The sequence below is a fragment of the Lysobacter korlensis genome (assembly GCF_042434515.1).
Window position 1 is genome coordinate 560062 of the sequence record NZ_JBHLTG010000004.1, and the last position, 26002, is coordinate 586063.

19 protein-coding genes and 2 pseudogenes are annotated in these 26002 nt (G+C 67.6%); 11 read left to right on the forward strand and 10 right to left on the reverse strand.

The features are described 5' to 3' along the window. Positions 1 to 355 precede the first annotated feature (355 nt). The 10 genes from ACFFGH_RS18970 to ACFFGH_RS19015 all read right to left on the reverse strand — a co-directional run bounded on the left by ACFFGH_RS18970 (position 356) and on the right by ACFFGH_RS19015 (position 10636). On the reverse strand, positions 356 to 1477 hold the full coding sequence (locus ACFFGH_RS18970) for a FecR family protein (RefSeq protein WP_386671136.1): 1122 nt from the start codon (positions 1475 to 1477) through the stop codon (positions 356 to 358). Further along, entirely contained in the window at positions 1474 to 2058 is a 585-nt protein-coding gene (locus ACFFGH_RS18975) for an RNA polymerase sigma factor (protein WP_386671138.1), read from the reverse strand. Before ACFFGH_RS18975 ends, ACFFGH_RS18970 begins: the two co-directional genes overlap by 4 nt. Positions 2059 to 2377: 319 nt before the next feature. Continuing rightward, complete coding sequence (gene accC / locus ACFFGH_RS18980; RefSeq protein WP_386671140.1) at positions 2378 to 3745, reverse strand: acetyl-CoA carboxylase biotin carboxylase subunit; 1368 nt, start codon at positions 3743 to 3745, stop codon at positions 2378 to 2380. Positions 3746 to 3849: 104 nt separating this feature from the next. Continuing rightward, positions 3850 to 4323 (reverse strand): acetyl-CoA carboxylase biotin carboxyl carrier protein, encoded by a 474-nt coding sequence (gene accB / locus ACFFGH_RS18985; RefSeq protein WP_386671142.1) that lies wholly within the window; start codon positions 4321 to 4323, stop codon positions 3850 to 3852. A gap of 68 nt (positions 4324 to 4391) precedes the next feature. Continuing rightward, entirely contained in the window at positions 4392 to 4859 is a 468-nt protein-coding gene (aroQ, locus tag ACFFGH_RS18990; protein ID WP_386671144.1) for a type II 3-dehydroquinate dehydratase, read from the reverse strand. A 108-nt stretch (positions 4860 to 4967) separates the two neighbouring features. Then, positions 4968 to 5564 carry a TlpA family protein disulfide reductase gene (locus tag ACFFGH_RS18995; protein ID WP_386671146.1) on the reverse strand — a complete coding sequence of 199 codons (597 nt, stop codon included), beginning with the start codon at positions 5562 to 5564 and terminating at the stop codon, positions 4968 to 4970. After that, positions 5564 to 8014: a protein-disulfide reductase DsbD gene (gene dsbD, locus ACFFGH_RS19000; protein WP_386671148.1), complete on the reverse strand. Its 2451-nt coding sequence runs from the start codon at positions 8012 to 8014 to the stop codon at positions 5564 to 5566. Before dsbD ends, ACFFGH_RS18995 begins: the two co-directional genes overlap by 1 nt. Continuing rightward, entirely contained in the window at positions 8007 to 8330 is a 324-nt protein-coding gene (gene cutA, locus ACFFGH_RS19005; RefSeq protein WP_386671150.1) for a divalent-cation tolerance protein CutA, read from the reverse strand. The genes dsbD and cutA overlap by 8 nt, the downstream gene beginning before the upstream one ends. A gap of 76 nt (positions 8331 to 8406) precedes the next feature. Further along, a complete protein-coding gene (locus tag ACFFGH_RS19010) occupies positions 8407 to 10164 on the reverse strand; it encodes an endonuclease (protein WP_386671152.1) in 1758 nt (585 codons plus the stop codon). Between the two features lie 73 nt (positions 10165 to 10237). Continuing rightward, a complete protein-coding gene (locus ACFFGH_RS19015) occupies positions 10238 to 10636 on the reverse strand; it encodes a helix-turn-helix domain-containing protein (RefSeq protein ID WP_386671154.1) in 399 nt (132 codons plus the stop codon). Between the two features lie 623 nt (positions 10637 to 11259). On the opposite strand from ACFFGH_RS19015, the gene groES reads away from it, so the two are divergent. The 11 genes and pseudogenes from groES (at position 11260) to ACFFGH_RS19070 (ending at position 25855) form a co-directional block, all read left to right on the forward strand. Further along, a complete protein-coding gene (groES, locus tag ACFFGH_RS19020; RefSeq protein ID WP_189455723.1) occupies positions 11260 to 11547 on the forward strand; it encodes a co-chaperone GroES in 288 nt (95 codons plus the stop codon). Between the two features lie 123 nt (positions 11548 to 11670). Further along, positions 11671 to 13311, forward strand: a complete 1641-nt coding sequence (gene groL, locus ACFFGH_RS19025) for a chaperonin GroEL (protein WP_386671157.1) — start codon at positions 11671 to 11673, stop codon at positions 13309 to 13311. A gap of 246 nt (positions 13312 to 13557) precedes the next feature. Further along, the gene (locus ACFFGH_RS19030) at positions 13558 to 13893 is read left to right on the forward strand and encodes an STAS domain-containing protein (RefSeq protein ID WP_386671159.1); all 336 of its coding nucleotides are present in this window, start codon (positions 13558 to 13560) and stop codon (positions 13891 to 13893) included. After that, a pseudogene (locus ACFFGH_RS19035) lies at positions 13890 to 16049 on the forward strand (chemotaxis protein CheA); the annotation flags it as partial. The gene ACFFGH_RS19030 and the pseudogene ACFFGH_RS19035, both read left to right, overlap by 4 nt. A 109-nt stretch (positions 16050 to 16158) precedes the next feature. After that, the gene (locus ACFFGH_RS19040; protein WP_386671163.1) at positions 16159 to 17787 is read left to right on the forward strand and encodes a methyl-accepting chemotaxis protein; all 1629 of its coding nucleotides are present in this window, start codon (positions 16159 to 16161) and stop codon (positions 17785 to 17787) included. Between the two features lie 11 nt (positions 17788 to 17798). Further along, a complete protein-coding gene (locus ACFFGH_RS19045) occupies positions 17799 to 18332 on the forward strand; it encodes a chemotaxis protein CheW (RefSeq protein ID WP_386671165.1) in 534 nt (177 codons plus the stop codon). Positions 18333 to 18481: 149 nt separating this feature from the next. Further along, positions 18482 to 20098 carry a methyl-accepting chemotaxis protein gene (locus ACFFGH_RS19050; protein WP_386671167.1) on the forward strand — a complete coding sequence of 539 codons (1617 nt, stop codon included), beginning with the start codon at positions 18482 to 18484 and terminating at the stop codon, positions 20096 to 20098. Positions 20099 to 20150: 52 nt separating this feature from the next. Beyond that, complete coding sequence (locus ACFFGH_RS19055; protein WP_386671169.1) at positions 20151 to 20984, forward strand: CheR family methyltransferase; 834 nt, start codon at positions 20151 to 20153, stop codon at positions 20982 to 20984. Between the two features lie 7 nt (positions 20985 to 20991). Beyond that, complete coding sequence (locus ACFFGH_RS19060) at positions 20992 to 22044, forward strand: protein-glutamate methylesterase/protein-glutamine glutaminase (RefSeq protein ID WP_386671171.1); 1053 nt, start codon at positions 20992 to 20994, stop codon at positions 22042 to 22044. A gap of 211 nt (positions 22045 to 22255) precedes the next feature. Then, complete coding sequence (locus ACFFGH_RS19065; RefSeq protein WP_386671173.1) at positions 22256 to 24853, forward strand: S8 family serine peptidase; 2598 nt, start codon at positions 22256 to 22258, stop codon at positions 24851 to 24853. A gap of 342 nt (positions 24854 to 25195) precedes the next feature. Continuing rightward, a pseudogene (locus ACFFGH_RS19070) lies at positions 25196 to 25855 on the forward strand (S8 family serine peptidase). Positions 25856 to 26002: the final 147 nt, after the last annotated feature.

Here is a 26002-nt window from a genome sequence, read left to right on the forward strand (position 1 = left end):
CGGGCGTCGCGGCTGTCGCTCTCCGGCCAGCCGTGCCCGTCTCGAAGTAATAGAGTCCTGCGTGTGCCCGTCGGGTACCGCGCCGCCGGAAATCCCACGCAACGCTCAGCCGGGGCGCCCGCGCCGCGTCAACAAGCGCCCAGCGCGATCGACGACGTTGGTTGCCGGGTGCCGCGGTGCGCGCAGGCGATGCCGCCCGGGCGATTTCCGCGCTACGGCGGATCTGGGACTGGTACTGAGCAGGGCCGACGAAGTTTGCGTTTTCCACAGGAGCACGACGTGCTCGGTCTGCTCATGCCGGAACGTTTGGCTGTTCTTCGAGTGCCTGCACAGGTGGGTGACTGAGCGCCCTGATCTAACGCTCGGCCGTTAGGCCTGGCTCGGCATCGCCCAGCACGGTCACGCCATCGGCGGTGGTTGCAGTGCGCGCGCCGGGCAAGCTGTCGAGAAATGCATGGAACGTGTCTTCGTCGCGAATGCCGAACGTGCCGGAAACCCTGAGTTCGCCTAGACTCTCATCGCCGACGCGGACCTGCACCCGGCTGTAGCGGTTGAACTCCGTAACGACCTCGGCCAGTGGTTCGTCCTCGAAGGCGATCTCCTCGCGCGTCCAGGCCAGCGCCCTGTCCGGGTCGATCGTGCTTTGTGCTCGCACTACGCCCGATGCCGACATGTGGGCGCGCTGGCCCGAGCGCAGGTCGGCCAGCGGCTGCTGCAGTGTGCCGCTTCGCAGCTCGGCGTCCGGAAGGTTCCAGATGTGCACTTGCCCTTCGACGACGGTCACCGTCGTTTCGCCCGCTTGGCGGTAGACATCGAAGATGGTTCCGATGTCTTCGATCAGATAGGCCCCGGCGCGCACTTCGAACGGGCGTGATGGCTGCTGCGCGATATCGAACAGCGCTTGACCGTGCACGACGTTGACCTGCCGCTTCTTCCGATCGAAGCGGATCGTCACCGCCGATTCGGAGTTCAGCCGAAGCTCCGTACCGTCAGGCAGCGTCCACGTCGCCTGTTCGCCGTGGGCAGTGGCATAGCTGCGAACGTCCGCTTGTCCCGTCGACCACGTCAGCATGCCGACTGCGAGCACCAGCATGGCGGCCAGCCCCGCGCACCACACGGCAATACTGCGGCGGCGGCCTCCACGGGAGCCCCGCTGGGCGTCTCCGGATCTGGTCGGCTCGAACACCGGCGCAGCGCTGGCCGATGGGAGCGGAACCACATTGTCCTCGGCCTGCATCGCTGCGAGCACGTCTTTCAGTGTCGCCGGATCCTGCGCAGCCGCGGCAGGAGCGTACTTCGCAATCGCGGCGACCGCCATGTACTCGGCAACGTGTTCTGGAGAGGCCTGCAGCCACTGCATGAAGGCCTGTGCCTGTGCAGCAGGCAAGGAGCCATCGCGATTGGCCACGAACCACTGTGCGGCTTCTTCGGCAACCTGGGCATTCAGGCGCCGAGCCGGTGCGTCGGACTCGTTCATCGGTGTCCTTCCAGCTCAAGTCGGCACAACGCCAGCGCCTTTACTACGTACTTCTTCACCATGTGCGTGGACACGCCCAAGCGCTGTGCGATGTCGGCATAGCTCATGCGTTCGCGGTACTGCATCAGCATGACCGCCCGATGGCGCGGCGGCAGGCGCTGTAGCGCCTCTGCCAGAAGGCGTTCGCGCTGTTCCCGCTCGAGGCGCTCGTCAATCCCGTCTTCGGAGGTTTCCAGCTCGGGAAAGACCTCGGTGACGTCCACAAGCAGCGTGCGCTTACGGTTGAGGACCGCCTCTTCCTTGACCAGATTGGCGGCGACGGTAAAAAGGTAAGCCTCGGGGTCGGCAATCGCACCAGCCTGCCTGCGGTCCGTGCTCAGCAGCCGGAGATAGACCTCCTGCGCCAGGTCCCGGGCGTCTGCCGGCTGGGCCACGCGCTTGCGGAAATAACCCAGCAGCCAGTTTTCACGGCGGGCGAAAACCTGGGCCCACAGTTGCTGACGGGGCAGGCATTCGAGCGCTCGCGGGTCCGTGTCCGGCGAGGCTGGCTGAGACGATGTCGAAGGGCTAGGAGGGGCCATAACAAACTATAGAGCCGCCTCGGCGGCGGTCGGGTACCGCAGCAGGGACTGGCGCGTTCCGGGACCTTCGAGATGAGCGCTGAAAGGGAGAAAGCAGGCACTCGCGTCTCACCATCAGCAGCCACTCCGATAGCGCACCGACGACGTGCGCTGCGGTCAACCCGAGAACCGATGCGTACGCCGTCTCATCTGTCCGCCGGTTAATGCATGCAGGTGCAGGCGCGGTCTGACGAGGAGGAGGGATGGCGAGCGCCTGCGCTGCCCGCTCAAAGAAAAGGCCGGCAATTGCCGGCCTTTTCGACCTGTTGTGGCAGGTGATTCACACCAGCGAAATCGACTTTTCCTTCCGCTCCTTGAGCCGCTTCTCGAGGTAGTGGATGTTCTGGCCGCCCTGCTGGAAACCGATGTCTGACAGGATGCGTTGTTGCAGCGGGATGTTCGTCTTGATGCCGTCGACGACCATTTCGCTCAGCGCCACGCGCATGCGTGCGATCGCGGTGGCACGGTCCGGGCCGTGCACGATCAGCTTGCCGATCATCGAGTCATAGTTCGGCGGCACGCGGTAGCCTTCGTAGATGTGGCTATCGACGCGCACGCCGGGGCCGCCCGGTGCGTGGAAGTGCTGGATCAGGCCGGGTGAGGGCATGAACGTGTCCGGGTCCTCGGCGTTGATGCGGCATTCGATCGCATGGCCTTCCAGCACCACATCTTCCTGCCGGATCGAAAGCTTGTTGCCGGCGGCGATCATCAGCTGCTCGCGCACCAGGTCGATGCCGGTGACCATCTCGGTAACCGGGTGCTCGACCTGGATACGGGTGTTCATTTCGATGAAGTAGAAGCGGCCGTTCTCGTAGAGGAACTCGAACGTGCCCGCGCCGCGGTAGCCGATGCGGATGCAGGCGTCGGTGCAGACGCGGCCGATCTCGGCGCGCTGCTCGGGCGTAATACCGGGCGCCGGCGCTTCCTCGACGACCTTCTGGTGGCGGCGCTGCATCGAGCAGTCGCGCTCACCGAGGTGGATCGCGTTGCCCTGGCCGTCGGCGAGCACCTGGATTTCCACGTGGCGCGGGTTCTCGAGGAACTTCTCCATGTAGACCATGTCGTTGCCGAACGCCGCCTTCGCTTCGGTCTTCGTAGTCTGGATCGCGCTGCTCAGGTGCGCCTCGGTGTGCACCACGCGCATGCCGCGGCCACCGCCGCCGCCGGCGGCCTTGACGATGACCGGGTAGCCGATCTCGCGCGCGATCTTGATGTTCGCCGTGGTGTCGTCGCCGAGCGGGCCACCGCTGCCGGGCACGCACGGCACTCCGGCCTCCTTCATTGCGCGGATCGCCTCGACCTTGTCGCCCATCAGGCGGATCGTGTCGGCTTTCGGCCCGATGAAGATGAAGCCCGATTGCTCCACGCGCTCGGCGAAGTCCGCGTTCTCGGACAGGAAGCCGTAGCCCGGATGGATTGCCTGGGCGTCGGTGACTTCCGCCGCCGCGATCAGGGAAGCCATGTTGAGGTAGCTGTCGGTGGACGGCGCCGGCCCGATGCAGACCGACTCGTCGGCCATCGCGACGTGCTTGAGGTTTCGGTCGACGGTGGAATGCACCGCGACCGTGCGGATGCCGAGCGCGTGGCACGCGCGCAGGATGCGCAGCGCGATCTCGCCGCGGTTGGCGATGACGACTTTATCGAGCATGGATTAGTTCCATAGAGGGTGTGGTCAGCCGAACGTCCGGCCCACGGGCCGCGCGGCCCGCGGGCGTTCGCAGGCCGGCGGCAGTGCCGCCGGAAAGCCCCTGCTCACCCAATCACAAACAGCGGCTGGTCGAACTCGATCGGCTGGCCGCTCTCGGCGAGCACCTTGAGCACCGTGCCCGAGACGTCGGCCTCGATCGGATTGAACATTTTCATTGCTTCGATGATCGCGAGCGTGTCGCCGGCCTTGACCGCCTGGCCGACCGTTACGAACGCCGGCTTGTCCGGGGCGGGAGCGGCGTAGAAGGTGCCGACCATCGGGGCGCGCATGACGTGGCCGTCCGGCAGGTCCGACTGCGGCTTGGCCTGGCCGCCGGTGGCGGACTCGGTTGGCGACTGCATCGGCATCGGTTGCGCGGCCGCCGCCGGCGCGGCCTGCATCGCTGGAGCGGCGTAGCTGACGCTGCCCTTCGGCGTGCGTGCGAGGCGTACCGATTCCTCGCCTTCCTTGATCTCGATCTCGGCGAGGTTGGATTCCTCGAGCAGGTCGATCAGCTTCTTGATTTTGCGCAGGTCCATTCACGGGCCTCCAGGTCGGTGCCGCCGTCGCCGGCGGGCAGGATTACAGGTCGGAAATACGGTTCGGGTCAGGAGCGGTGTGACGTCGCCGCCGCGTGCTTGTCGAGCCAGCCCAGCGCGGCGTCCATTGCGAAGCGGTAGCTGTCCGCGCCGAAGCCGGCGATCACGCCCAGCGCGAGGTCGCTGAAATAGCTGTGCTTGCGGAACGGCTCGCGCGTGTGCGGATTGGACAGGTGGATTTCGATGAACGGCAGCGCGACCGCGGCCAGCGCATCGCGCAGGGCGACGCTGGTGTGGGTGAATGCGGCCGGATTGATCAGAATGATCGCGGTGCCGTCCTGGCGCGCGGCCTGGACGCGGTCGACGAGCACGTGCTCGGCGTTCGACTGCAGCGACTCGATCGTGTGGCCGGCGCGGTGCGCATCGGCTTCCATGGCGCGTTCGATCGCCGCAAGCGTGGTGTGTCCGTAGATGCCGGGCTCGCGTTCGCCGAGCAGGTTCAGATTGGGACCGTGCAGCACCAGCAGCTTGGCCATCGCAATCCCCCCGGACGAAAGGCCGGCAGTGTGCGCGAGTCGCGCGATACTGTCCAGACGTTCGCTGCCATATCGGCGAAGTTGGCGCGATTTAATCGTCCGTTTGAATCAGTGCCGCGCCCAGTCGTCGATTTCGCCGGGCTGGAACGGGCCGATCTTCTGCTTGACTAACCGCCCTTGGGCATCGATGAGCGCGGTGTAGGGCAGCACGCCCCGCACGTTGCCGAGCTGCACCCCGGCGTCGCGCGGGCCCGGAGCATCAATCGCGATCGGATACCCGACCGGGACGCGCTTCAAGAATGCCTGCACGGCGTCCGCTTCGTCGAGCGCGATGCCGACCACTTGCACGCCTTTGGCGCCCTGCGAGCGGGCGAATCGGTCGAGTTCCGGCATTTCCTCGATGCAGGGGCCGCACCAGCTGGCCCACACGTTGACCAGCAGCGGGCGGCCTGCGAAATCGTCGGGCAGGGTGAGTGTCGAGCCGTCCAGCTGCTGCAGGGCGACCCGAGGCGCTGGCTTGCCGCGTGCGGCCACCCGCACACCTGCCGGTGGCGCCGGGGCGGTCGCGGTCGCCGCATCCTGCAGCAGGCGCTGGCCGAGCTCCGTTTTCAGCAACGGGCCCGGACCTCCGAACCAGAGCCCAGCCGCGGCCCCGACCACCGCGGCCCCGAACGCGACGGCGACGATGCGCAGGTTCGAGCCCATCAGCGCTGCCCGGCGCGCACCGCGCGTTCGGCGAACGCGGCCGGCGCTTCGAACCCGAACAGCCGCAGTTCGCGGCGCTCCGCGCCGTCGACATAGAACAGCGTCGCTGGCGGGCCGACGATGCCGAGCCGGCGCATCAGCGCCTGGTCGAGTGCGTCGTTCGCGGTCACGTCGGCCTTGAGCAGCACGAAATCGGCGAGCGCGGCATGCACGCGCGGATCGGGGAACGTGTCGCGTTCCATTTCCTTGCACGACACGCACCAGTCGGCATAGAAATCGAACATCAGCGGTCGGCCCGCAGCCTGCGCCGCGGCGACTTCGCGATCGAGGTCGGCTTCGGACTTGATGATCCGGAACGGCAGCTTGGTTTCGGCCTTCGAGCCCTGCAGGCCGGCGAGCGGTTGCAGCGGGTCATGGCTGCCGGCAAGGGCGCCGACGAGCTGGGCACTGCCGGTCAGGCCGAGCACGAGGGCGGCGGTCCATGCGATCGCAGCGCGGCCGGTCGGCGGGGCGGGGCGGGCGTGCCGCAGGCCGACCGCCACCATCGCCGCGGCGCCGATCAGCAGGACGCCCCAGGCGGCGAGCGTGACCGGGCCGGGCAGGATGCGCGAGAGCATCCACACCGCCAGTCCCAGGAAAACAAAGCCGAACGCGCGTTGGACGGCGAGCATCCAGGGGCCGGTGGTCGGCAGGCCACGCCCGGCCGCGACACCGAATGCGAGCAGCGGCAGGCCCATGCCGAGTGCGAGCAGGAACAGCGCTGCGCCGCCGAAGACCGGATCCTGGGTCTGGCCGATGTAGAGCACCGCCGCGGCGAGCGGCGGCGCGACGCAGGGGCCGACGATCAATGCCGACAGCGCGCCCATCACCATGACGCCGGCCCACGAACCGCCGTGCTGGCGGTTGGCCACCGCGCCGAGGCGGTTGCGAACGGCTGCCGGAATTTGCAGCTCGTACAGTCCGAAGCTCGACAGCGCCAGCGCGACGAACAGGGCGGAGAACAGCGCGATCGCCAAGGGCGCCTGGAACAGGATCTGCAGGTTCGCGCCGGCAAGCCCGGCAACCACGCCGGCCACCGTGAACACCGCCGCGTTCGCCAGCACGTACACCAGCGACAGTGCGAATGCGCGCCGCGCGCCGATGCCCGGGCCATGACCGGCGATCAGGCCCGACAGGATCGGCACCATCGGCAGCACGCACGGCGTGAATGCGAGCAGCAGTCCGAAGCCGAGGAAGCTGGCGAGCGCCCAGAAACGGTCCGGGCCGCCGAGTGCCGCGGCCAGGCGGCTGTCTTCGGCGACGGCGTCGGGTGGGGATCCGACGGCGGCCGCGAAGCCGGCGCCCGGATCGGCGGGTTGCGCCGGGGGCAGCGCGGGGCTCGCACCGGTGTCGGGCAGCGCGGCACCGTCCAGCGCTGACGCCGCGGCGGCTGTAGCTGCGCCCGTGGCAGCGGCTGGCGAGATCGACTGCGCGCCATCGGTGGAGGTCGCGGCGACGGCATCCGCACCTGCACCTGCAGCCGCATGGCCATCCGGGCCCGCATCCGCAGCAGTTGCCACCGGCAGTGCGACCTCGAGCGTGCGCGTCATCGGCGGATAGCAGATGCCGTCGGTCTGGCAGCCTTGGAAGCCGACGACCAGCCGGGCCGTCGTCGCGTCGGGCTGGGTGCGTTGCACCGGCACGGCGACATCGACCGGCTCGAAATACACGCTGACCGCGCCGAAGTGCTCATCGCGATGCGCGGTGGCGCGCGGCCACTGCGGTCGGCCGAGCGTCGCGCCGGGCGCGCCTTCGAGTTTCAGCGTGGTCTTGTCGCGATACAGGTAATAGCCGCGTGCCGGGCTGAACCTCACAAGCAGCGTATTGCCGTCGCGCGCGATCGCGTCGACGCCGAATGCCTGCTCCGCAGGCAGCGGCAGGTTGCGCGTATTGCCGCCGAGCAGAGGATTCGCGCCGCCGCCCGCGCCGCCGAACGACACCAGCGGTGCCTCGTCGGACGCGGCCTGCGTCGGCATCGCAACGGTCAGCGTGCGGGTCTGCGGCGGATAGCAGATGCCGGCATCCGCGCAGCCCTGGTATTTGACTTTGAGCGTGACCTGCGCCGGGCCGGCGCGGCCGGGCAGCGTGGCGACCAGCTGGCCCCGATAGGTTTCGACGTCGCCGAAGAACTCGTCGCGGTACGCCTTGCCCTTCGGCAGCTGCAGGGGCTGCGCCGCGAATGCCGGCTCCGCCTGCACCGAGGTGCGGTGCTTGTAGAGGTAGTAGCCGTCGGCGATGCGCCAACGCAGCGTGATCGCATCCGGCGCGGTGGCCCGCGCGCTCAGCACGAACGCCTGCTCCACCGGCAGCAGGTCTTTCTCGTCAATCGCCGCCGACGCCGGCGACATCGCCATGCCGGTGACCATGAGCGCTGCCGTCAGCCACGCGCACCGCATCAGGGAACTACTCATCGGAACCGCTCTGTTCGACCACCCACTGCAGGTACGGGGCGAGGCCACCGGCGGCTTCGACCGCGATCACCTCGGGCAGTTCATACGGATGCAGCGCGCGGATGCGCGCACTGAGCGCGTCCAGCCGGGGCGCGGAGGTCTTGATCAGGAGCAACACTTCCTGAGCCTGTTCGACCTGCCCCTGCCAACGATAGGTCGAGCGCATTCCCGGCAAGGCGCTCACGCACGCGGCGAGGCGCTCTTCGACCAGCGCGGTTGCGATCGCATCCGCGGTGGCCGCATCCGGGCAGCTGCAATAAACAATGAGTGCGGTCATCCCGCGATTGTAGCGGGGCCGTCGGACCCGCCGGCACCGGCCGGCGGGTCGGGTCATGCACGGTTGGCCCGTGCGGTCAGTTCAGCTGGCAGGTCGCCGGCTTGGTCGAGGTGAACAGCGCCGAGGTCGCCCACTCGGGGTGGTCGATGAACGGGTTGCGATTGCCCTGGAAGCTCTGGATGACTTCGTTGCGGACGCGCTCGGCCGCGTCCGGCGGATCGGCCCGGTGCCAGGCCAGCAGCGTCGACAGCAGGCCCATGTAGGCCGGCGAGGCCGAGGTGATCACGATCTTGCTGCGATCGTCGGTGAGTTCGAGGTCGGGCTCGGACTGGTTGGTGCGGACGTCGCGACCGCCCTCGTAGCGGATCGCCATGTACAGCACGGCGCGCGCGATGTCGCCGCGGCGCTTGCCCCAGACCTGGAACGAGCCGCTGTTGCCGTCCGGCCCCTTCACCCAGTTCGAGTTGCCCGGGTACACACCGGTGCCGCCACCCGCGCCGTCGTTGAACTCCGTCGCGCGCTCGCCGCAGCCGCCGCTCACGGTGCAGTCCGCGTACGGCTTGTTGCCGCGGTCGGCGTTGTAGCCGGTGTCGGTCAGGTACAGCATGTGGGTGTCGGTGTACGGCGCGTACGGCAGGCCGAGGTCACCCGTCGCACTGCCGAAGCCCAGCGAATTCGGCCAGGTGTGCTCGCGGTTGTAGGTGATGCCGGTGCCGGTGCCTGCGCGCTCGCTGCCCTTGATGAAGCTGCGATTGCGGTAGGCGTCGAGGATGCGACCGGCGTTGGCCGGATCCTCGTCGGCGATCTCGAGGATGTCCCAGCTGTCGGTCGTGCTCGCGCTGTAGGGGTAAGCGGTGTGGCCGCGGATCGTATGGTGCAGCGAGCAGCGCAGCTGGCTCGCGCTCGAGGTGTTCACGCGTGAGTAGTAGCCGCTGCCGGTGCCCGACGCGACCGAGAAGTCGACAACCGTGTCCTGCGCCGGCTTCGCACCGCCGGCATCGGTCACCCTGCTCGCAACCACGGTGAACGCGCAGGTCTCGCCCGCGCGCAGCGTGGTGCCGGTCGTGATGGTGAAGCTGCTGCCGCTGGTCGGGTGCGACAGCGGCACAGCGCCTGACAGGCTGCACTGCAGCGTGAACGCGCCGGTTGCCAGGCTCACGCTTTCGCTGAACGTCGCGGCGAGGCTGCTTGACGCGGCCACGCCGGTCGCGCCATCGGTGGGCGTGGTCGACGTCACCGTCGGTGCCGGGTTCGGCGCCGAGAACGTCTGGCTGCGGTTGCAGCCGCCGAACGTATGCGTGGCCGAGGCGCGCCAGCTGAAGTCGGCATAGCGCGTGCCGCTGCCGGCGAGCTGCAGCGAGGTGCCTGCGGCGGTCGACGCGGTTTCCGACACCGGCAGGTTGGTGCTGGTGCGGCCGGCGGCCGGGCCAGTGCTGCCGGTCACCGTGCCCTCGTAGCTGAGGAACTGCACCAGCGCGCCGCTGCCGTTGACCAGCGCGATTGCATCCGGCGCTCCGTTCTGGATGCCGTTGCTCGGGTACGTCACCGTGGCGATGCGGGCGGTGCCGCCGCAACTCACGAGGCTGCCGGTCGGAACCGGGTCGTTGTCGTAGTACACGGCCTTCGACGGCGTGCTGCCGTTGTACAGATAGATGCGATAGCCGCTGAGGCTTTCGCCGGCGGTCGCGACCACCTCGATGCGCTCGCCGACGTCACCGCCGGACGTCGCGTCGTCGTAGTGGATCTCGTTGATGAACACCGCGGCCGAGGCCGGCGCGGTCGTCAGGGCGGAGACAAGCAGTACAGCAGGCAGGCCGCGGCGGGGCAGGCGCATCGATCGCATCCAAGGGCAGGGCCTCGAACGCTAGCGTAGAAATGTGACAGCCGACACGCTGCAGCGCAGCGGATCAGCGCGCGGTCGTCTGGCGAGCCTTGCCGGTGCGCATCGATGCGAGTTGCTCGGCGATCTCGACCAGCGGCGCGCGCGAGCGCAGCGGCGCTTCGCGGAACGCCAGCAGCAGGCGCAGCTCTAGCGGGTCGTCGACCAGTAGTGCGTCGGCGGCCGCAACCGAGTCGAACTCGGTGTCCGCGGCCATGTGCATCTTCCCGCGCCCGGTCGCCAGCCATTCGAACTGCACGCCGGTCACCATCGCCAGTTGCTGGAAGTGGCACATGCTCGGCAGCTTGCCGTCGTTCGCTTCCCAGTGGCTGACCGCGCTGCGGTGTACGCCGATCGCTGCCGCTAGGGCGGCCTGGGACAGGCCTGCATGCCGGCGGGCAAGGCGGATTCGCTGCTGGGGAGACATGTGCAACTCCTTGAATCGACGACGGCGCTAGCGAGGCTGGACGAGGCAACGCTACCTAAAGTCTTCATGCTAGTGAAAGACAAGTGAAATTGTCTGCCAGAAGTAGCAGGATATGCAAATACGCATTCGCTTCAGTGGCTTGAGTCTGAATTTTGCGCGTTGTGCTACCGAAAGGCAGCGTTTTGGCGCCCAAAGGTCGCTAGGAAATGTGACGCGAAGCGCGCAAGATTCCCCCACGCCGACACGGACGGTCGGTCGAGACAAGGGGTCAAGGTCAGGTCAGGAGAGGGGTGCTGGAAGCACCGAGCTCGGAAAGCCATCTCCAGCCGGAAAGGGTGCGTACCTTCGGGGACGCACCCTTTCTTTTTGTCTTATCGGCTGGCGCCGGCATCTTTATATGGGTCGAGGCGCGGTCTCGGGCCCGGATGTCGCAGCCTCAGGTCGCCGCGGCTCACGCCGGCGCATCTTTTTTTCTGAACCGCCCTTGAAAGGCTTGTCCATCACCCCATCTTCTCGCGGTCCCGGCGGGCCGCTGCGCGTGCGCGCAACTCTGGCACTCGATGCGGGCGACTGCTAAAATTTTTCAGTTTTCCCACTCCAATCAACCACTTGTAGAGGTTGTCATGAATATCAAGCCGCTCTACGACCGCGTGGTCATCAAGCGCATGGAAGAAGAAAAGATGTCCGCTGGCGGGATCGTGATCCCGGACTCGGCCACCGAAAAGCCGATCAAGGGTGAAGTCGTCGCCGTGGGCGAAGGCAAGGCGTTCGACAACGGCAACGTCCGCGCACCGAAGGTGCAGGTCGGCGACAAGGTGCTGTTCGGCAAGTACAGCGGCACCGAAGTGAAGCTCGACGGCACCGAATACCTGGTGGTGAAGGAAGACGACATCTTCGCAGTGCTCGGCTGAGCACCGCCGGGAACGCGGCATCCGCGATCGGGCGAGCGCGCTGCGCTGACGATCGGGCCGATGCCGCAGTCCCGTGTCCGACCCTTACACCCTGATCCCCACTATTAATTCCGGAGTCCACACATGGCCGCCAAGGAAATCCGTTTCAGCGAAGACGCCCGCGCCCGCATGCTGCGCGGCGTCAACGTGCTCGCCAATGCCGTCAAGGCAACGCTCGGCCCGAAGGGCCGCAACGTCGTGCTCGAGAAGAGCTTCGGCGCCCCGACGATCACCAAGGACGGCGTGTCCGTCGCCAAGGAGATCGAACTGGCCGACAAGTTCGAGAACATGGGCGCGCAGATGGTGAAGGAAGTCGCCTCGCGCACGTCCGACAACGCCGGTGACGGCACCACGACCGCGACCGTGCTCGCGCAGGCGCTGATCCGCGAGGGCATGAAGGCGGTCGCCGCCGGCATGAACCCGATGGACCTCAAGCGCGGCATCGACAAGGCCGTGCAGTCCGCCGTCGGCGAGCTGAAGAACATCTCGCGTCCGTCCTCGACCAGCAAGGAAATCGCCCAGGTCGGCGCGATCTCCGCGAACTCCGATTCCAACATCGGTGACCTCATCGCCCAGGCGATGGACAAGGTCGGCAAGGAAGGCGTGATCACCGTTGAAGACGGTTCGGGCCTGGAGAACGAGCTCGACGTCGTCGAGGGCATGCAGTTCGACCGCGGCTACCTGTCGCCGTACTTCATCAACAACCAGCAGTCGATGCAGGCCGAGCTGGACGACCCGTTCATCCTCCTGCACGACAAGAAGATCTCGAACGTGCGCGACCTGCTGCCCGTCCTCGAGGGCGTGGCGAAGGCCGGCAAGCCGCTGCTGATCATCGCCGAGGAAGTCGAAGGCGAAGCGCTGGCGACCCTCGTCGTCAACACGATCCGCGGCATCGTCAAGGTCTGCGCCGTCAAGGCGCCGGGCTTCGGTGACCGTCGCAAGGCGATGCTCGAAGACATGGCCGTCCTGACCGGCGGCACCGTGATCAGCGAGGAAGTCGGCCTGCAGCTCGAGAAGGCGACGATCAACGACCTCGGCCGCGCGAAGAAGGTGCAGGTCTCGAAGGAGAACACCACCGTGATCGACGGCGCCGGCGACGGCGAGGCGATCCAGGCGCGCATCAAGCAGATCAAGGCGCAGATCGAGGAGACCTCCTCGGACTACGACCGCGAGAAGCTGCAGGAGCGCGTTGCGAAGCTCGCCGGCGGCGTGGCCGTGATCAAGGTCGGCGCTGCGACCGAGATCGAGATGAAGGAAAAGAAGGCACGCGTCGAAGACGCCCTGCACGCCACGCGCGCAGCCGTCGAAGAGGGCATCGTCCCGGGCGGCGGCGTCGCCCTGATCCGTGCGCTGGGCGCGATCCGCGACCTGACCGGTGCGAACGAAGACCAGAACCACGGCATCCGCATCGCGCTGCGTGCGATGGAAGCGCCGCTGCGCGAGATCGTCACGAACGCCGGTGAAGAGCCGTCGGTGATCCTCAACCGCGTCAAGGAAGGTTCGGGCAGCTTCGGCTACAACGCCGCGACTGGCGAGTTCGGCGACATGCTGGAACTCGGTATCCTCGACCCGACCAAGGTCACCCGCACCGCGCTGCAGAACGCGGCTTCGATCGCCGGTCTGATGATCACGACCGAAGCGATGGTTGCCGAGGCGCCGAAGAAGGAAGAGCCGGCGATGCCGGGCGCCGGTGGCATGGGCGGCATGGGCGGCATGGATTTCTGATCCGCCACCCCTGCGACACTGTTGTACGAAAGGCCCCGCTTCGGCGGGGCTTTTCTTTTTGGCGCGTCCCGCCGGCGAAACTTTGCCGGACGAGCGTTCTTGAACGCGTTCCGGGAAAACCTACGCAGCCGTATCGCGTCCAACGCGACGCGGGTCACATGCGGGCCCGTAAAGCTGGACCGTCAACCGGCGTTAAAGACTCCACAGCCGGCGCCACTCCTGGTGTCTGCGGATGGATCGGCAGCAATGACGCAAAGCGGTACAGCAACAGAACCCGATCGACTGGCGCTGCGGCTCGAAGGTGACCTGACGATTGCTCGAGCTGCAGAGGTAAAGCCGGAACTGCTGGCCGCACTGACCGGGCCGCTCGACGTCGACCTGTCTGGCGTGACCGTCATCGACGGGGCCGGGCTGCAGCTGCTGATCATGCTCGGCCGCGAAGCGCAGCGCCGCAACGTGCCGGTGCGGTGGCACTCGCCGAGCCGTGCCGTGCGCAGCGCATTGACGCTGGTACGGCTCGGTGGCGACTTCGACATGGCCGACACGGCCGTGCCCGCCACCGGAGCGGAGGTCACGCTGTGAAGGCACTGCGCGACCAGATGCTGCAGACCTTCATCGCCGAGGCACGCGACCTCGTCGTCGAGATGGAGGCCGGCCTGCGCCAGCTGCGCGCGGGCGACCGCGACGCCGAGCTGATCGCGCGGATCTTCCGTGCCGCCCACTCGATCAAGGGCTCGGGCGGCATGTTCGGCCTGGCCCCGCTGGTCGGGTTCACGCATACGGTCGAGAGCCTGCTCGAACGCGTCCGCGCCGGCTCGCTCGAGCCGACCGAGGCGCTCGCCGACGACCTGATCTCCACCTGCGATCACATCTCCGACCTGCTCGAGCTGCTGGCGGTGCAGGGTGGCGTGTTCGAGGGCGAGATCCAGGTGCGCGATGCCGAACTGCGCGCCGCGCTCGCCCGTTACAGCCCGGGCGCCGAGCCGGCGCCGGCCGCAGCCGCGCCCGCCGTGGCCCCGGCGGCCATCGGGCAGGGCGCTGCAGCCGACGGCGCGGCGCTGAGCACGCCGCACGCTGGCGACTGCTGGCACGTTTCGATCCGCTTCGGGTTCGACGTGCACCGCCAGGGCGTCAATCCGCTTTCGTTCGTGCGCTACCTCGAAGACCTAGGCGAGATCGTGCACTTCGCAACCGTGGTCGATTCGATGCCGCCGGCCGATGAGATGGACCCGGAAGGGTGCTACCTCGGGTTCGAGATCGACCTGCGCACCGACGCCACAAAGGCGCAGATCGCCGAGGTGTTCGAGTTCGTCGAAGACAGCAGCGTGATCCGCATCCTGCCGCCGGAGAGCAGCGTCGAGGCGTACCTGGACCTGATCGCAACGATGCCCGAGCCCGATGGGCGGCTTGGCGAGATTCTCGTTAATGCCGGCATGCTGACGCGCGACGAGCTGGACCGTGGCCTGGCCGAGCAGTCGGCACGCAGCCGGGGCGGTGCCGTCGTGCCGCTCGGGCAGGTGCTGGTGGAGCAGCAGGTCGTCGCCGCGCCTGTGGTCGACGCCGCGCTCGACAAGCAGGCGAAAATCCGCAATGCCGCCACGCCCCCGGCGCAGGGCGACACCGGCTGGGTGCGCGTGCGCGCCGACAAGCTCGACGAGCTGATCAACCTCGTCGGCGAGATGGTGATCGCCGGTGCAGGCGCGTCGCTGCTCGCCGAATGCGCGGGTAATGCGCCGCTGGTCGAAGCACAGTCGGTGGTTTCACGGCTGATGGAAGACATCCGCGACCGCGCGCTGCGGCTGCGCATGGTACCGATCGGTGAAACGTTCTCGCGCTTCCACCGCGTGCTGCGCGAAGTCTCGCGCGACGTCGGCAAGGATCTCGAACTCGTCATCGAAGGTGGCGACACCGAGCTCGACAAGTCGGTCGTCGAGAAGCTGGCCGACCCGCTGATGCACCTGGTGCGCAACGCGGCCGACCACGGCGTCGAAGCCGCGGACGTGCGCGTCGCGAACGGCAAGTCCGCCCGCGGCCGCATCACGCTGAGCGCCTGCCACGAAGCCGGCGGTATCGTGATCGAAATCCGCGACGACGGCGCCGGTCTGGACCGCGACCGCATCCTCGCCAAGGGCCGCGAACGTGGGCTCGTGCCGGCCGGCCATACGCCCAGCGATTACGAGATCCTGCAGCTGATCTTCGAGCCGGGTTTCTCGACCGCATCGGCCGTCACGAACCTCTCCGGCCGCGGCGTCGGCATGGACGTGGTGCGCCGGAACATCCACGCGCTGCGCGGAACGGTCGATATCGACAGCGAACGCGGCGTCGGCACGACGATCCGCATCCGCCTGCCGCTGACGCTGGCGATCATCGAAGGGTTCCTGGTCAGCGTTGCCGGTTCGAGCTTCGTGTTGCCGCTGGACATGATCGTCGAGTGCATCGAGATGCCGGCGACGCTGCCGGCCGGTGCCGGGTATCTCGACCTGCGTGGCCAGCCACTGCCGCTGTTGCGGCTGCGTGACCAGCTGACGCTCACCGGGCCCCGCGCGCGGCGCGAGAACGTGGTCGTCGTCGACTGCGCGGGCCAGCGAGCCGGCATCGTCGTCGACGCACTGCTCGGCGAGTTCCAGACCGTGATCAAGCCGCTGGGCCGATTGTTCTCGGGCCTGCGCGGCATCAGCGGCTCGACCATCCTCGGCACCGGCGAGGTCGCGCTGATTCTCGACGTAACGGCGCTCGTGCATATCGCTGCCGGCACCGAATCCACGCAACTTCCCTCTTTCGTTTCCGAACGGCTCCGCAGGACAGCGGCCGTCACGGTTGACTCCACGCTGTCCTGAGGATTGAAAGATGAACTGGTTCCGCCACCTGAAAATCGCGAACAAGCTGTTTGTCAGCTTCGGCGTGCTGCTCGCGCTGCTCGTCGGTATCAGCCTGTTTGCCGTGCAGCGCTTGCACGCCGTCAACGAAGTCGCGGTGGAAATCCGCGACAACTGGCTACCGAGTGTGCGTGCAACGGCCGAGATCAACGGCATCACCGGCGACTACCGCGTGCAGGAGTTCCGCCACGGTCTGTCGGTGACGAACGAGGATATGGACACCGCCGAAGCGCGTATGAAGGAGTTCGAGGCAAAGATCAAGGAAAGCCGCGCGGTTTACGAGAAACTGATTTCCAGCCCGGAAGAGCAGCGGCTCTATGACTCGTTTGCCAAGACCTATGCCGAGTACCTGCAGGTTCACGCCGGTGCGATCGCACTGAGCCGCCAGAACCGCGCGGACGAAGTGCGCGCGGTTCTGATGGGTAAGTCGAGCGAGCTGTACTGGTCGTTCAGCGATGACCTCAGCAAGCTGGTGGATCTCAACGAGCAGGGCGCGAAGGACGCGAGCGACCGCGGCCAGGCGCTTTACGCACAGGCGCGGCAGGCGATCTTCGTTGCGCTGGCACTTGGCCTGCTGATGGGCGTGGGACTTGCCGTGGTGATCTCCCGCATGATCTCGCGCCCGGTGATGGCCGCGGCCGACGTCGCCAAGAAGCTTGCCGACGGCGACCTGACCGCGAAGGTGGCGTCGGATGCACGTGACGAGACCGGTGAGATGCTGCGCGCGATGCAGACGATGACCGATCGCCTGTCGCAGATCATCGGTGAGGTACGCAGCTCGGCCGATAACCTGTCCAGCGCCGCCGAGCAGGTCTCGGGTACCGCGCAGTCGATCAGCCAGGCGACCAGCGAGCAGGCGTCGAGCGTCGAGCAGACCAGCTCGTCGATCGAGCAGATGAGCGCGTCGATCTCGCAGAACACCGACAACGCGAAGGTGACCGACGGCATGGCCGGCAAGGCCGCGAAGGAAGCCGTCGAAGGCGGCCAGTCGGTGCGCCAGACTGTCGAGGCAATGAAGCAGATCGCGAAGAAGATCGCGATCATCGACGACATCGCCTACCAGACCAATCTGCTGGCACTGAACGCGGCAATTGAAGCGGCGCGTGCCGGCGAGCACGGCAAGGGCTTTGCAGTCGTCGCCGCCGAGGTGCGCAAGCTGGCCGAGCGTTCGCAGGTGGCTTCGCAGGAAATCGGTGAACTGTCGGCCAACAGCGTCGAGCTGGCCGAGCGTGCGGGCGAGCTGCTGGAGCTGATGGTGCCGTCGATCACGAAGACCTCCGACCTGGTGCAGGAAATCACTGCAGCCTCGCAGGAGCAGTCGGCCGGCGTGGGTCAGATCAACGGCGCGATGAACCAGCTGAGCCAGGTGACGCAGCAGAACGCGGCGGCCAGCGAAGAGCTGGCGGCCACGGCCGAGGAGATGAGCAGCCAGGCCGAGCAGCTGCAGCAGGCGATGGCGTTCTTCACGCTCGAGCAGCACGCGGTGGGCCGTTCGATTGCGCACAAGGCGGTGCGTGCTGCGCCGCCGCGTCCAGTGAGCCGCAAGCCGGCACGTGCCACGGCAGGTTCGATCGACGAATCCGACTTCATCGAGTTCTGAGGAGGCGCGTCATGAATGACAAGAACCAGGCCGCGCGCAGCGCGGCCGGCGACTCCGAAGCGCTGCAGTACCTGACCTTCGCGCTCGGCGCAGAGATGTTCGCGACCGACATTCGCGGCATCAAGGAAATCATCGAGTACGCGGGCCTGACGACCGTACCGATGATGCCGGAGTTCATCCGCGGGGTGATCAACCTGCGCGGCGCGGTGGTGCCGGTGATCGACCTGTCGGTGCGCTTCGGCCGTGCGCCGACGACCCTGACGCGGCGCACCTGCATCGTGATCATGGAAGCCGGCGTCGATGACGAGCACCACGACATCGGCGTGGTCGTCGATGCGGTGTCGGAGGTGCTGGAAATCCCGGCCTCCTCGATCGAACCGCCGCCGAGTTTCGGTGCACGGATCCGCCCGGAGTTCATCAGCGGCATGGCGCTGCTCGATGGCGGATTCGCGATCGTGCTCGACGTGCAGCGCGTGCTCTCCGTGGACGAGATGGCCGGGTTGGCCGATCTGGTTCAGGCCGGCCCGCAACGCGCCGCTGCGTAACCGCAGTAAACGGCGGCAGCGTGCGCTGACCGCCGCTGACCCCGATGGCCGGCCTCTTCAAGGGGCCGGCCACGGAAATCCCATCCCCCATGTTCCAAGGCTTCCGGCTGCGCCCAAACGCGGCCGGGCCAACTGTCCCAGGACGTCGCATGCAGTGGTTCCGCAGTCTCCGTATCGCCCACAAGCTCTATGTCGCATTCGGTCTCGTGCTGATAATCGCCGTTTCGCTCGGTGCGTTCGCGCTGCTGCGGATGAACGAAAGCAGCGCGACGGTGAAAGAGCTGACCGATGAAAGCGTGCCGGTGGTGCGGGACCTCGGCCGCCTGGCGACGCAGCTCGCCGAGTACCGCGTGAGCGAGCGCGGCCTCGTGGCCGACCGCGAGAATGCCGAGAAGGCGGCTGAATACGCAGCCGAGCTCGTGAGCGGGCGAAAGGCGTTCGACGAGCTTGCGCAGTCGCTGGCGAAGAGCTTCACCGATTCGCGCGAGCAGGCGCTGTATGCCGACGTGATCGAGAAGGCCGCGCTGTACTTCGACAACAGCGAGCAGCTCGTCGAGGCGGTGAAGGTCGGCGACATGGCGCCGAGCAAGCGGGCCGGCGACCTGCGCCAGGCCACTGCGGATGCACTGCAGGAGCTGCTGACGCAGAACATCGCCCAGCTCAACGAGCACGTGGCCGCCTATGAGGCGCGGCAGCAGCAGAACCGGAATGCGATGTCCGTGTGGCTCGCCGTCATGCTCGTCCTCGGTGGCGTGCTGGCCACGGTGATCGCGCGGATGGTGTCGCGCCCGGTGATGTATGCCGCGCAGGTCGCGCAGCAGCTCTCGAATGGCAACCTCGCGGTTCGCATCGAAGTGGACACCCGCGATGAGACCGGCACGATGCTCGGCGCGATGAAGTCGATGGTCGAGCGCCTGTCGCAGATCATCGGTGAGGTACGCGGCTCGGCCGATAACCTGTCGAGCGCGGCCGAGCAGATCTCGAGCACCGCGCAGTCGATCAGTCACGCGACCAGCGAGCAGGCGGCCAGCGTGGATCAGACCAGCTCATCGATGGAGCAGATGAGCGCATCGATCTCGCAGAACACCGACAACGCGAAGGTGACCGACGGCATGGCCGGCAAGGCGGCGAAGGAAGCCGTGGAAGGTGGCCAGTCGGTGCGGCAGACCGTTGAGGCGATGAAGCAGATCGCCAAGAAGATCGCGATCATCGACGACATCGCCTACCAGACCAATCTGCTGGCGCTGAATGCGGCAATCGAAGCCGCACGGGCCGGCGAACACGGCAAGGGCTTTGCAGTCGTCGCCGCCGAGGTGCGCAAGCTCGCCGAGCGTTCGCAGGTGGCGTCGCAGGAAATCGGTGAGCTGTCGGCCAACAGTGTCGAGCTGGCCGAGCGTGCGGGTGAACTGCTGGAGCTGATGGTGCCGTCGATCACGAAGACCTCCGACCTGGTGCAGGAAATCACTGCAGCCTCGCAGGAGCAGTCGGCTGGCGTGGGTCAGATCAACGGCGCGATGAACCAGCTGAGCCAGGTGACGCAGCAGAACGCGGCAGCGAGCGAAGAGCTGGCGGCCACGGCCGAGGAGATGAGCAGCCAGGCCGAGCAGCTTCAGCAGTCGATGGCGTTTTTCACGCTTGAACAGCACGCCGTGGGCCGTTCGATTGCGCATAAGGCGTTGCGTGCTGCGCCGCCGCGTGCGGCAGGCCGCAAGCCGGTGCGCGCTGCCGTGGGTTCGGTCGGCGAATCCGATTTCATCGAGTTCTGAGGAGAGCGGCGATGCAGCTTCGACCGGATTCAATCGCAGGTAGAGACGCGGCATGACCGCCGTGGCGAGCCGCGTTACACACGCCGCGAACGGAGGGCCGCCGATCACGGCGCCCGAGTTCGACGCACTGTCCCGGTGGTTGTACGACAACGCCGGCATCCACATGACGCCGGCCAAGCAGCCGCTGGTGACGAGCCGGCTGTCGCGTCGGTTGCGCGACCTCGAGCTGGGCACCTTTACCGAATACCTGCGCCGGCTCGGCAGTGACAGCGAGGAACGGCAGGTCGCGCTCGATCTGCTGACGACGAACGAAACCTACTTCTTCCGCGAGCCGCGCCATTTCCAGTTCCTCAAGGCGCTGCTGCCGCAGCTGCCGGCGCAACCGCCGGTGCGCATCTGGAGCGCTGCGTGTTCGAGCGGCGAGGAGCCGTACAGCATCGCGATGACGCTGTCGGAAGTGCTGCCGCACCGGCCGTGGGAAGTGCTGGGCACCGACATCAGCCGGCGCGTGCTGGAAGCCGCGCGTACGGGTCACTACAAGCTCGAGCGTGCGCGCGACATTCCGCCGGCGCTGCTGTCGCGCTACTGCCTCAAGGGCACGGGGCCGCAGACAGGTACGCTGCTGGTCAGTCGCACGTTGCGCTCGCGGGTTAAGTTCGAGCCTGTCAATCTCAACGCACCGCTGCCGGACTTCGGCACGTTCGATGTGATCTTCCTGCGCAACGTCATGATCTATTTCGACGAGCCAACCAAGCGCGAGGTGATCGCCCGCATGCTGCCGCTGCTGCGGCCGGACGGGCACTTCATCATCGGCCATTCGGAAAGCCTCAACGGCATCACGACCGCATTGCGTCCGCTCGCGCCGTCGATCTACCGGCGGGTCTGAAGTGGCCATGACGGGTCGACCGGTCAAGGTGTTTCTGGTCGACGACTCGGCCGTCGTGCGGCAGGTGCTGCAGGCCCTGCTCGGCAGCGAGCCGGACCTGCAGGTGATCGGCTCGGCGAGCGACCCGATCTTCGCGCTGCAGAAAATGGCCCACGACTGGCCGGACGTCATCGTGCTGGACATCGAGATGCCGCGCATGGACGGGCTGACGTTCCTGCGCAAGCTGATGGCCGAGCGGCCGACGCCGGTGGTGATCTGCTCGTCGCTGGCCGGCAACGGCACGCAGACCGCGATGCAGGCACTCGCCGCGGGCGCGGTGGAGATCATCACCAAGCCGACGATGGGGCTGAAGGACTTTCTCGAAGACTCGGCTGACCAGCTGCGCGCGGCAGTGCGTGCGGCGGCGCGTTCGCGGCCGCGTGCACTGCAGGTCGCGCGGCTGCAGGCCGGCACGGCGGCACCAGTGCCCGGCTCCGGTGCGATGGCGCAGACCACCGAGCGCATCGTCGCGATCGGTGCATCGACCGGCGGCACGCAGGCGATCGAGCGGGTGCTGACCGCCCTGCCGCGCGTCGCGCCCGGCATCGTGATCGTCCAGCACATGCCCGAGCGGTTCACCGCATCGCTGGCCGAGCGCCTCAACCAGCTGTGCGCGATCGAGGTCCGCGAGGCGCGCAACGACGACCGCGTGCTGCCGGGCCTGGCCTTGATCGCGCCCGGTGGCCGCCACATGCAACTGCGGCGCAGCGGTGCGCACTACCAGGTGCAGGTGCTCGACGGCCCGCCGGTCAACCGCCATCGGCCGTCGGTGGACGTGCTGTTCCGCTCGGTTGCGCGCAATGCCGGCCGCAACGCACTGGGCGTGATCCTGACCGGCATGGGCGACGACGGCGCGCGCGGGCTGCGCGAAATGATGGATGCCGGCGCGAACACCATCGCGCAGGACGAGGCCTCGTGCGTGGTGTTCGGCATGCCCAAGGAGGCGATCCGCCTCGGCGCCGCACGCAGCGTGCTTGCGCTCGACGAGATCCCGCGCGCCCTGCTGCAGGGCGGCGGCTGACCTGTCGCTCCGCTGCCGGCGTGCACGGCGGGTGAATCACATGGCCGCCCGGCGGCCCGAATCGCGTAGCCCTGTGATGGCCGCGTCATAAGCGCGGCTGTTCCGGGTCGTCGCTGTCCCGTCACTACGGGTCCCGATCCGGCTGGTGCGTCCCCTCGCGATCGCCGAGACGGGCGCGGTTTCCTTCGTCAGACCATCAAGGGGTTCCGAAGTGAAGAAGTCGTCCGTAGTCGTTACGTCCATCCTGGCCACCGCCTGCGCCGCTGCGCTTGCCACGGGCCAGGGGTCCGATGGGGTCCAGTGGCTCGAATCGCTCGAGCCCGCCCCGGCCGCCACGTCCACCGAACCGGTCGACGAGTCGCCACAGCGCTGGTTCGTCGAGCTCAGCGGCACGCCGATCGCCGATGGTGGCAGCGCCACGCAGCTGCAGTCGGAGAAGAAGGCGTTCCGCGATGCGGCCCGCAGCGCCCGTCTCAAGTACATCGAGCACTACGCGTTCGATGGCCTGTTCAACGGCTTTTCGGTCAGCGTCAGCCGCGCCCAGCTGAGCACGCTGATGCGCATGCCGGGCGTGCGCGCGATCTATCCGGTCGAGACGATCCAGCGCCCGGAAACCGGCACGATCGGCCCGGCGATGGCGACCGCGCTGGCGATGACCGGCGCCGACGTCGCGCAGAGCGAGCTCGGCCTGGACGGCAGCGGCATCAAGGTGGCGGTGATGGACACCGGCATCGACATCGACCATCCGGATTTCGGCGGCGCCGGGACGAACGGCGCGACCACGTTCCCGACCTCGCGCATCGTCGCCGGCTGGGACTTCGTCGGTGATGCGTTCAATGCCGATTCGTCCTCGGCGCTGTACAACCCCGTGCCGTCGCCGGATGCGAACCCCGACGACTGCGGCGGCCACGGCACCCACGTGGCCGGCATCATCGGCGCGAACGGCCAGGTCAAGGGCGTCGCGCCGAACGTGAAGTTCGGTGCCTACCGCGTGTTCGGCTGCAACGGCTCGACCACCGCCGACATCATGATCGCCGCAATGGAACGCGCGCTTGCCGATGGCATGGACGTGCTGAACATGAGCATCGGCTCGACCTACCAGTGGCCGGAATACCCGACCGCGAAGGCCGCGAGCCGCTTGGTCAACCGCCGCATGGTCGTCATCGCCTCGGCCGGCAACAGCGGCGGCACCGGCATGTACTCCACCGGCGCGCCGAGCGTCGGCGACAAGGTCATCAGCGTGGCCTCGTTCGACAACACGCACACGCGGCAGTCGGTGTTCACCGTGTCGCCGGACAACACGCGCATCGGCTACAGCCCGGCCTCCAGCGCACCGCCGCCGCCGACGGCAGGTAGCGCGTCGCTGGCGCGCACCGGCACGACGTCGTCCACCGCCGATGGCTGCAGCGCGCTGCCGGCCGGCAGCCTCGCAGGCCAGGTCGCACTGATCCGCCGCGGCGGCTGCACGTTCCACCTCAAGGCGCTCAATGCGCAGAACGCCGGTGCGATCGGCGTAGTGATCTACAACAACCTCGCCGGCCCGCTGAATCCGAGCGTTGCCGGTACGCCGGCGATCACGGTGCCGGCCGTCGGCATCAGCGACACGTCCGGCGCATTGCTGGATGCGCGCATCACCGGCGGCGGCGCCAGCCTGACCTGGACCGCGGAAACCGGCTCGTTCCCGAGCCCGACCGGTGGCCTGCTGTCGTCGTTCACCGCCTACGGCATGTCGCCCGACCTGCAGCTCAAGCCGGACATCGGCGCACCGGGCGGCGCGATCCATTCGACCTATCCGCTCGAGAGCGGCGGCTACGCCACGCTCAGCGGCACGTCGATGTCGGCCCCGCACGTGGCCGGCGCCGCGGCGCTGCTGCTGCAGGCCGCGCCGCGTACGTCGTCGCAGCAGGTCCGCAACATCCTGCAGAACAGCGCGGTGCCGCAGCTGTGGTCGGGTAACCCGGCCTTCGGCCTGCTCGACCTGGTGCACCGCCAGGGTGCCGGCATGATGAAGATCGACCAGTCCATCCTGGCGACCTCGCGAGTCGAGCCCGGCAAGCTTTCGCTCGGTGAAAGCGAGGGCGGTGCGGTTACGCGTTCGCTGGAGATCGAAAACAACGGCACGGCGCCGGTCACCTACACGCTGTCGAGCGTCGATGCGATCGCGAGCGGAGCTTCGACGTTCGTGCCGCAGTTCTTCCTGCCGAAGACCGGCGTGTCGTTCGGCACCTCGAGCGTGACGCTCGAGCCCGGTGCGAAGGCCGTGGTCGGCGTGACGTTCACTCCGCCGGCAGCGCCGGTGGGCGGCCAGTACGGTGGCTACCTGGTGCTGACGCCGGACGACGGCAGCGGCGTGCTGCGCGTCCCGTTCGCGGGCTACATCGGCGACTACCAGGCGCGTGCGGTGCTCACGCCAACCGCGAACGGCTTCCCGTGGCTGGCGAAGTCCACTGGCGACACGTACCTCAAGCAGGATGAGGGCGCGACCTACACGATGGCGGGCAGCGACATCCCGTACTTCCTCGTGCACCTCGATCACCAGGCGCGGCTGTTCCGCATGGACGTCGTCGATGCCGCGACGGGTCGCGTATGGCGCCGTGCGATGCAGACCGAGCACCTGGGCCGCAACTCCAGCGCGAACGGCTACTTCACGTTCACCTGGGACGGCATGGTCATGGCCGGCAAGCGCAGCGAAGTCGCACCGGACGGCCGCTACGTGATGCGCATCAGCGTGCTCAAGGCGCTCGGCGATGAGACGAACCCGGCGCATTGGGAGTCGTGGGATTCGCCGGTGATCACAGTCAAGCGCTGACCCACCACGCCCGGCGGTATTTCCGTACCGCCGGGTGTCGTTTTGCAGTGCAGCGTGCATTGCTGCTGACATTGCCTTCACGATCGGGGTGCGTCCCGACGTGGGGGAGGGAGCAGGCCCGCAACCGGTTCGACCGGGGCGGGCTTTTTGTTGTCTGCGACTTTTGTCCGCAACGCGGCTGCGGCATTCGGCATCGCGTAACGCGTCCAACCGAGGCCCGACCTATCGCATTCCGCAGTCGACACGACGGCAGCAGCGACGCGGGGACGTGCCTGCCACGTATCAAAAAGTACAGCGGTAGCGCCGGATTGCACTGCTAGCCTCCGGTCGGGACGGGGGCTCATGTACGCGGTCGAAAACGACGCCGACGTGATCAACATGAGCCTCGGTGTGCGCGGCGGCCTGCCGGTCGGGCGCGATACGCGCGAACTCGTCGGCGCCGTGCAGCGCGCGGTGCTGCATGCACGCCGCAACAACTCGATCGTGATCGCCGCCGCCGGCAACGACGGCATCAACTACGACACCGCCACCGGCGATGACGGCAGCAGGCTGATGGCGTTCCCGGCCGGCGTGCACGGCGTGGTCGCGATCTCCGCCACCGCGCCGGTAGGCTGGGCGACGAACCCCGCCGCAGCCGACCTCGACCGCCCGGCGGGCTAGACGAACTACGGCAAGAAGCTCGTGCACCTGTCCGTGCCCGGCGGCGACGCCGCATACACGGGCGACGAGGTCTGCACGGTCGCTGGGCTGGCGCCCCCGTGCTGGGTGTTCGACCTGGTCATGAGCACGTCAACCGGTGGCTGGTCGTGGTCGGCCGGCACCAGCATGGCGTCGCCGCATGCGGCCGGCGTCGCGGCGCTGATCGTCGGCGCGGCCGGTGGCGAGCTGCACGTGGGCCGCATCGAGAACGCGTTGATCCGCGGTGCGGACGACGTCGGCGCCCCGGGCTTCGACGAAAAGCACGGACATGGCCGGGTCGACGCACGCGATTCGTTGCGTTGAAGTAGTCCCGTGGGATTTGGGGGCGCCCGCCGCATGTCGGGCGCTCCTTTTTTATTGCGTCGAATTCGGCATTCCACGCCCGAGCGGGTGAGCGGTAACCGGCGACTGCCGCGAAGCCTGCACCTCGCGTTCGCATCGCGCGCTGCG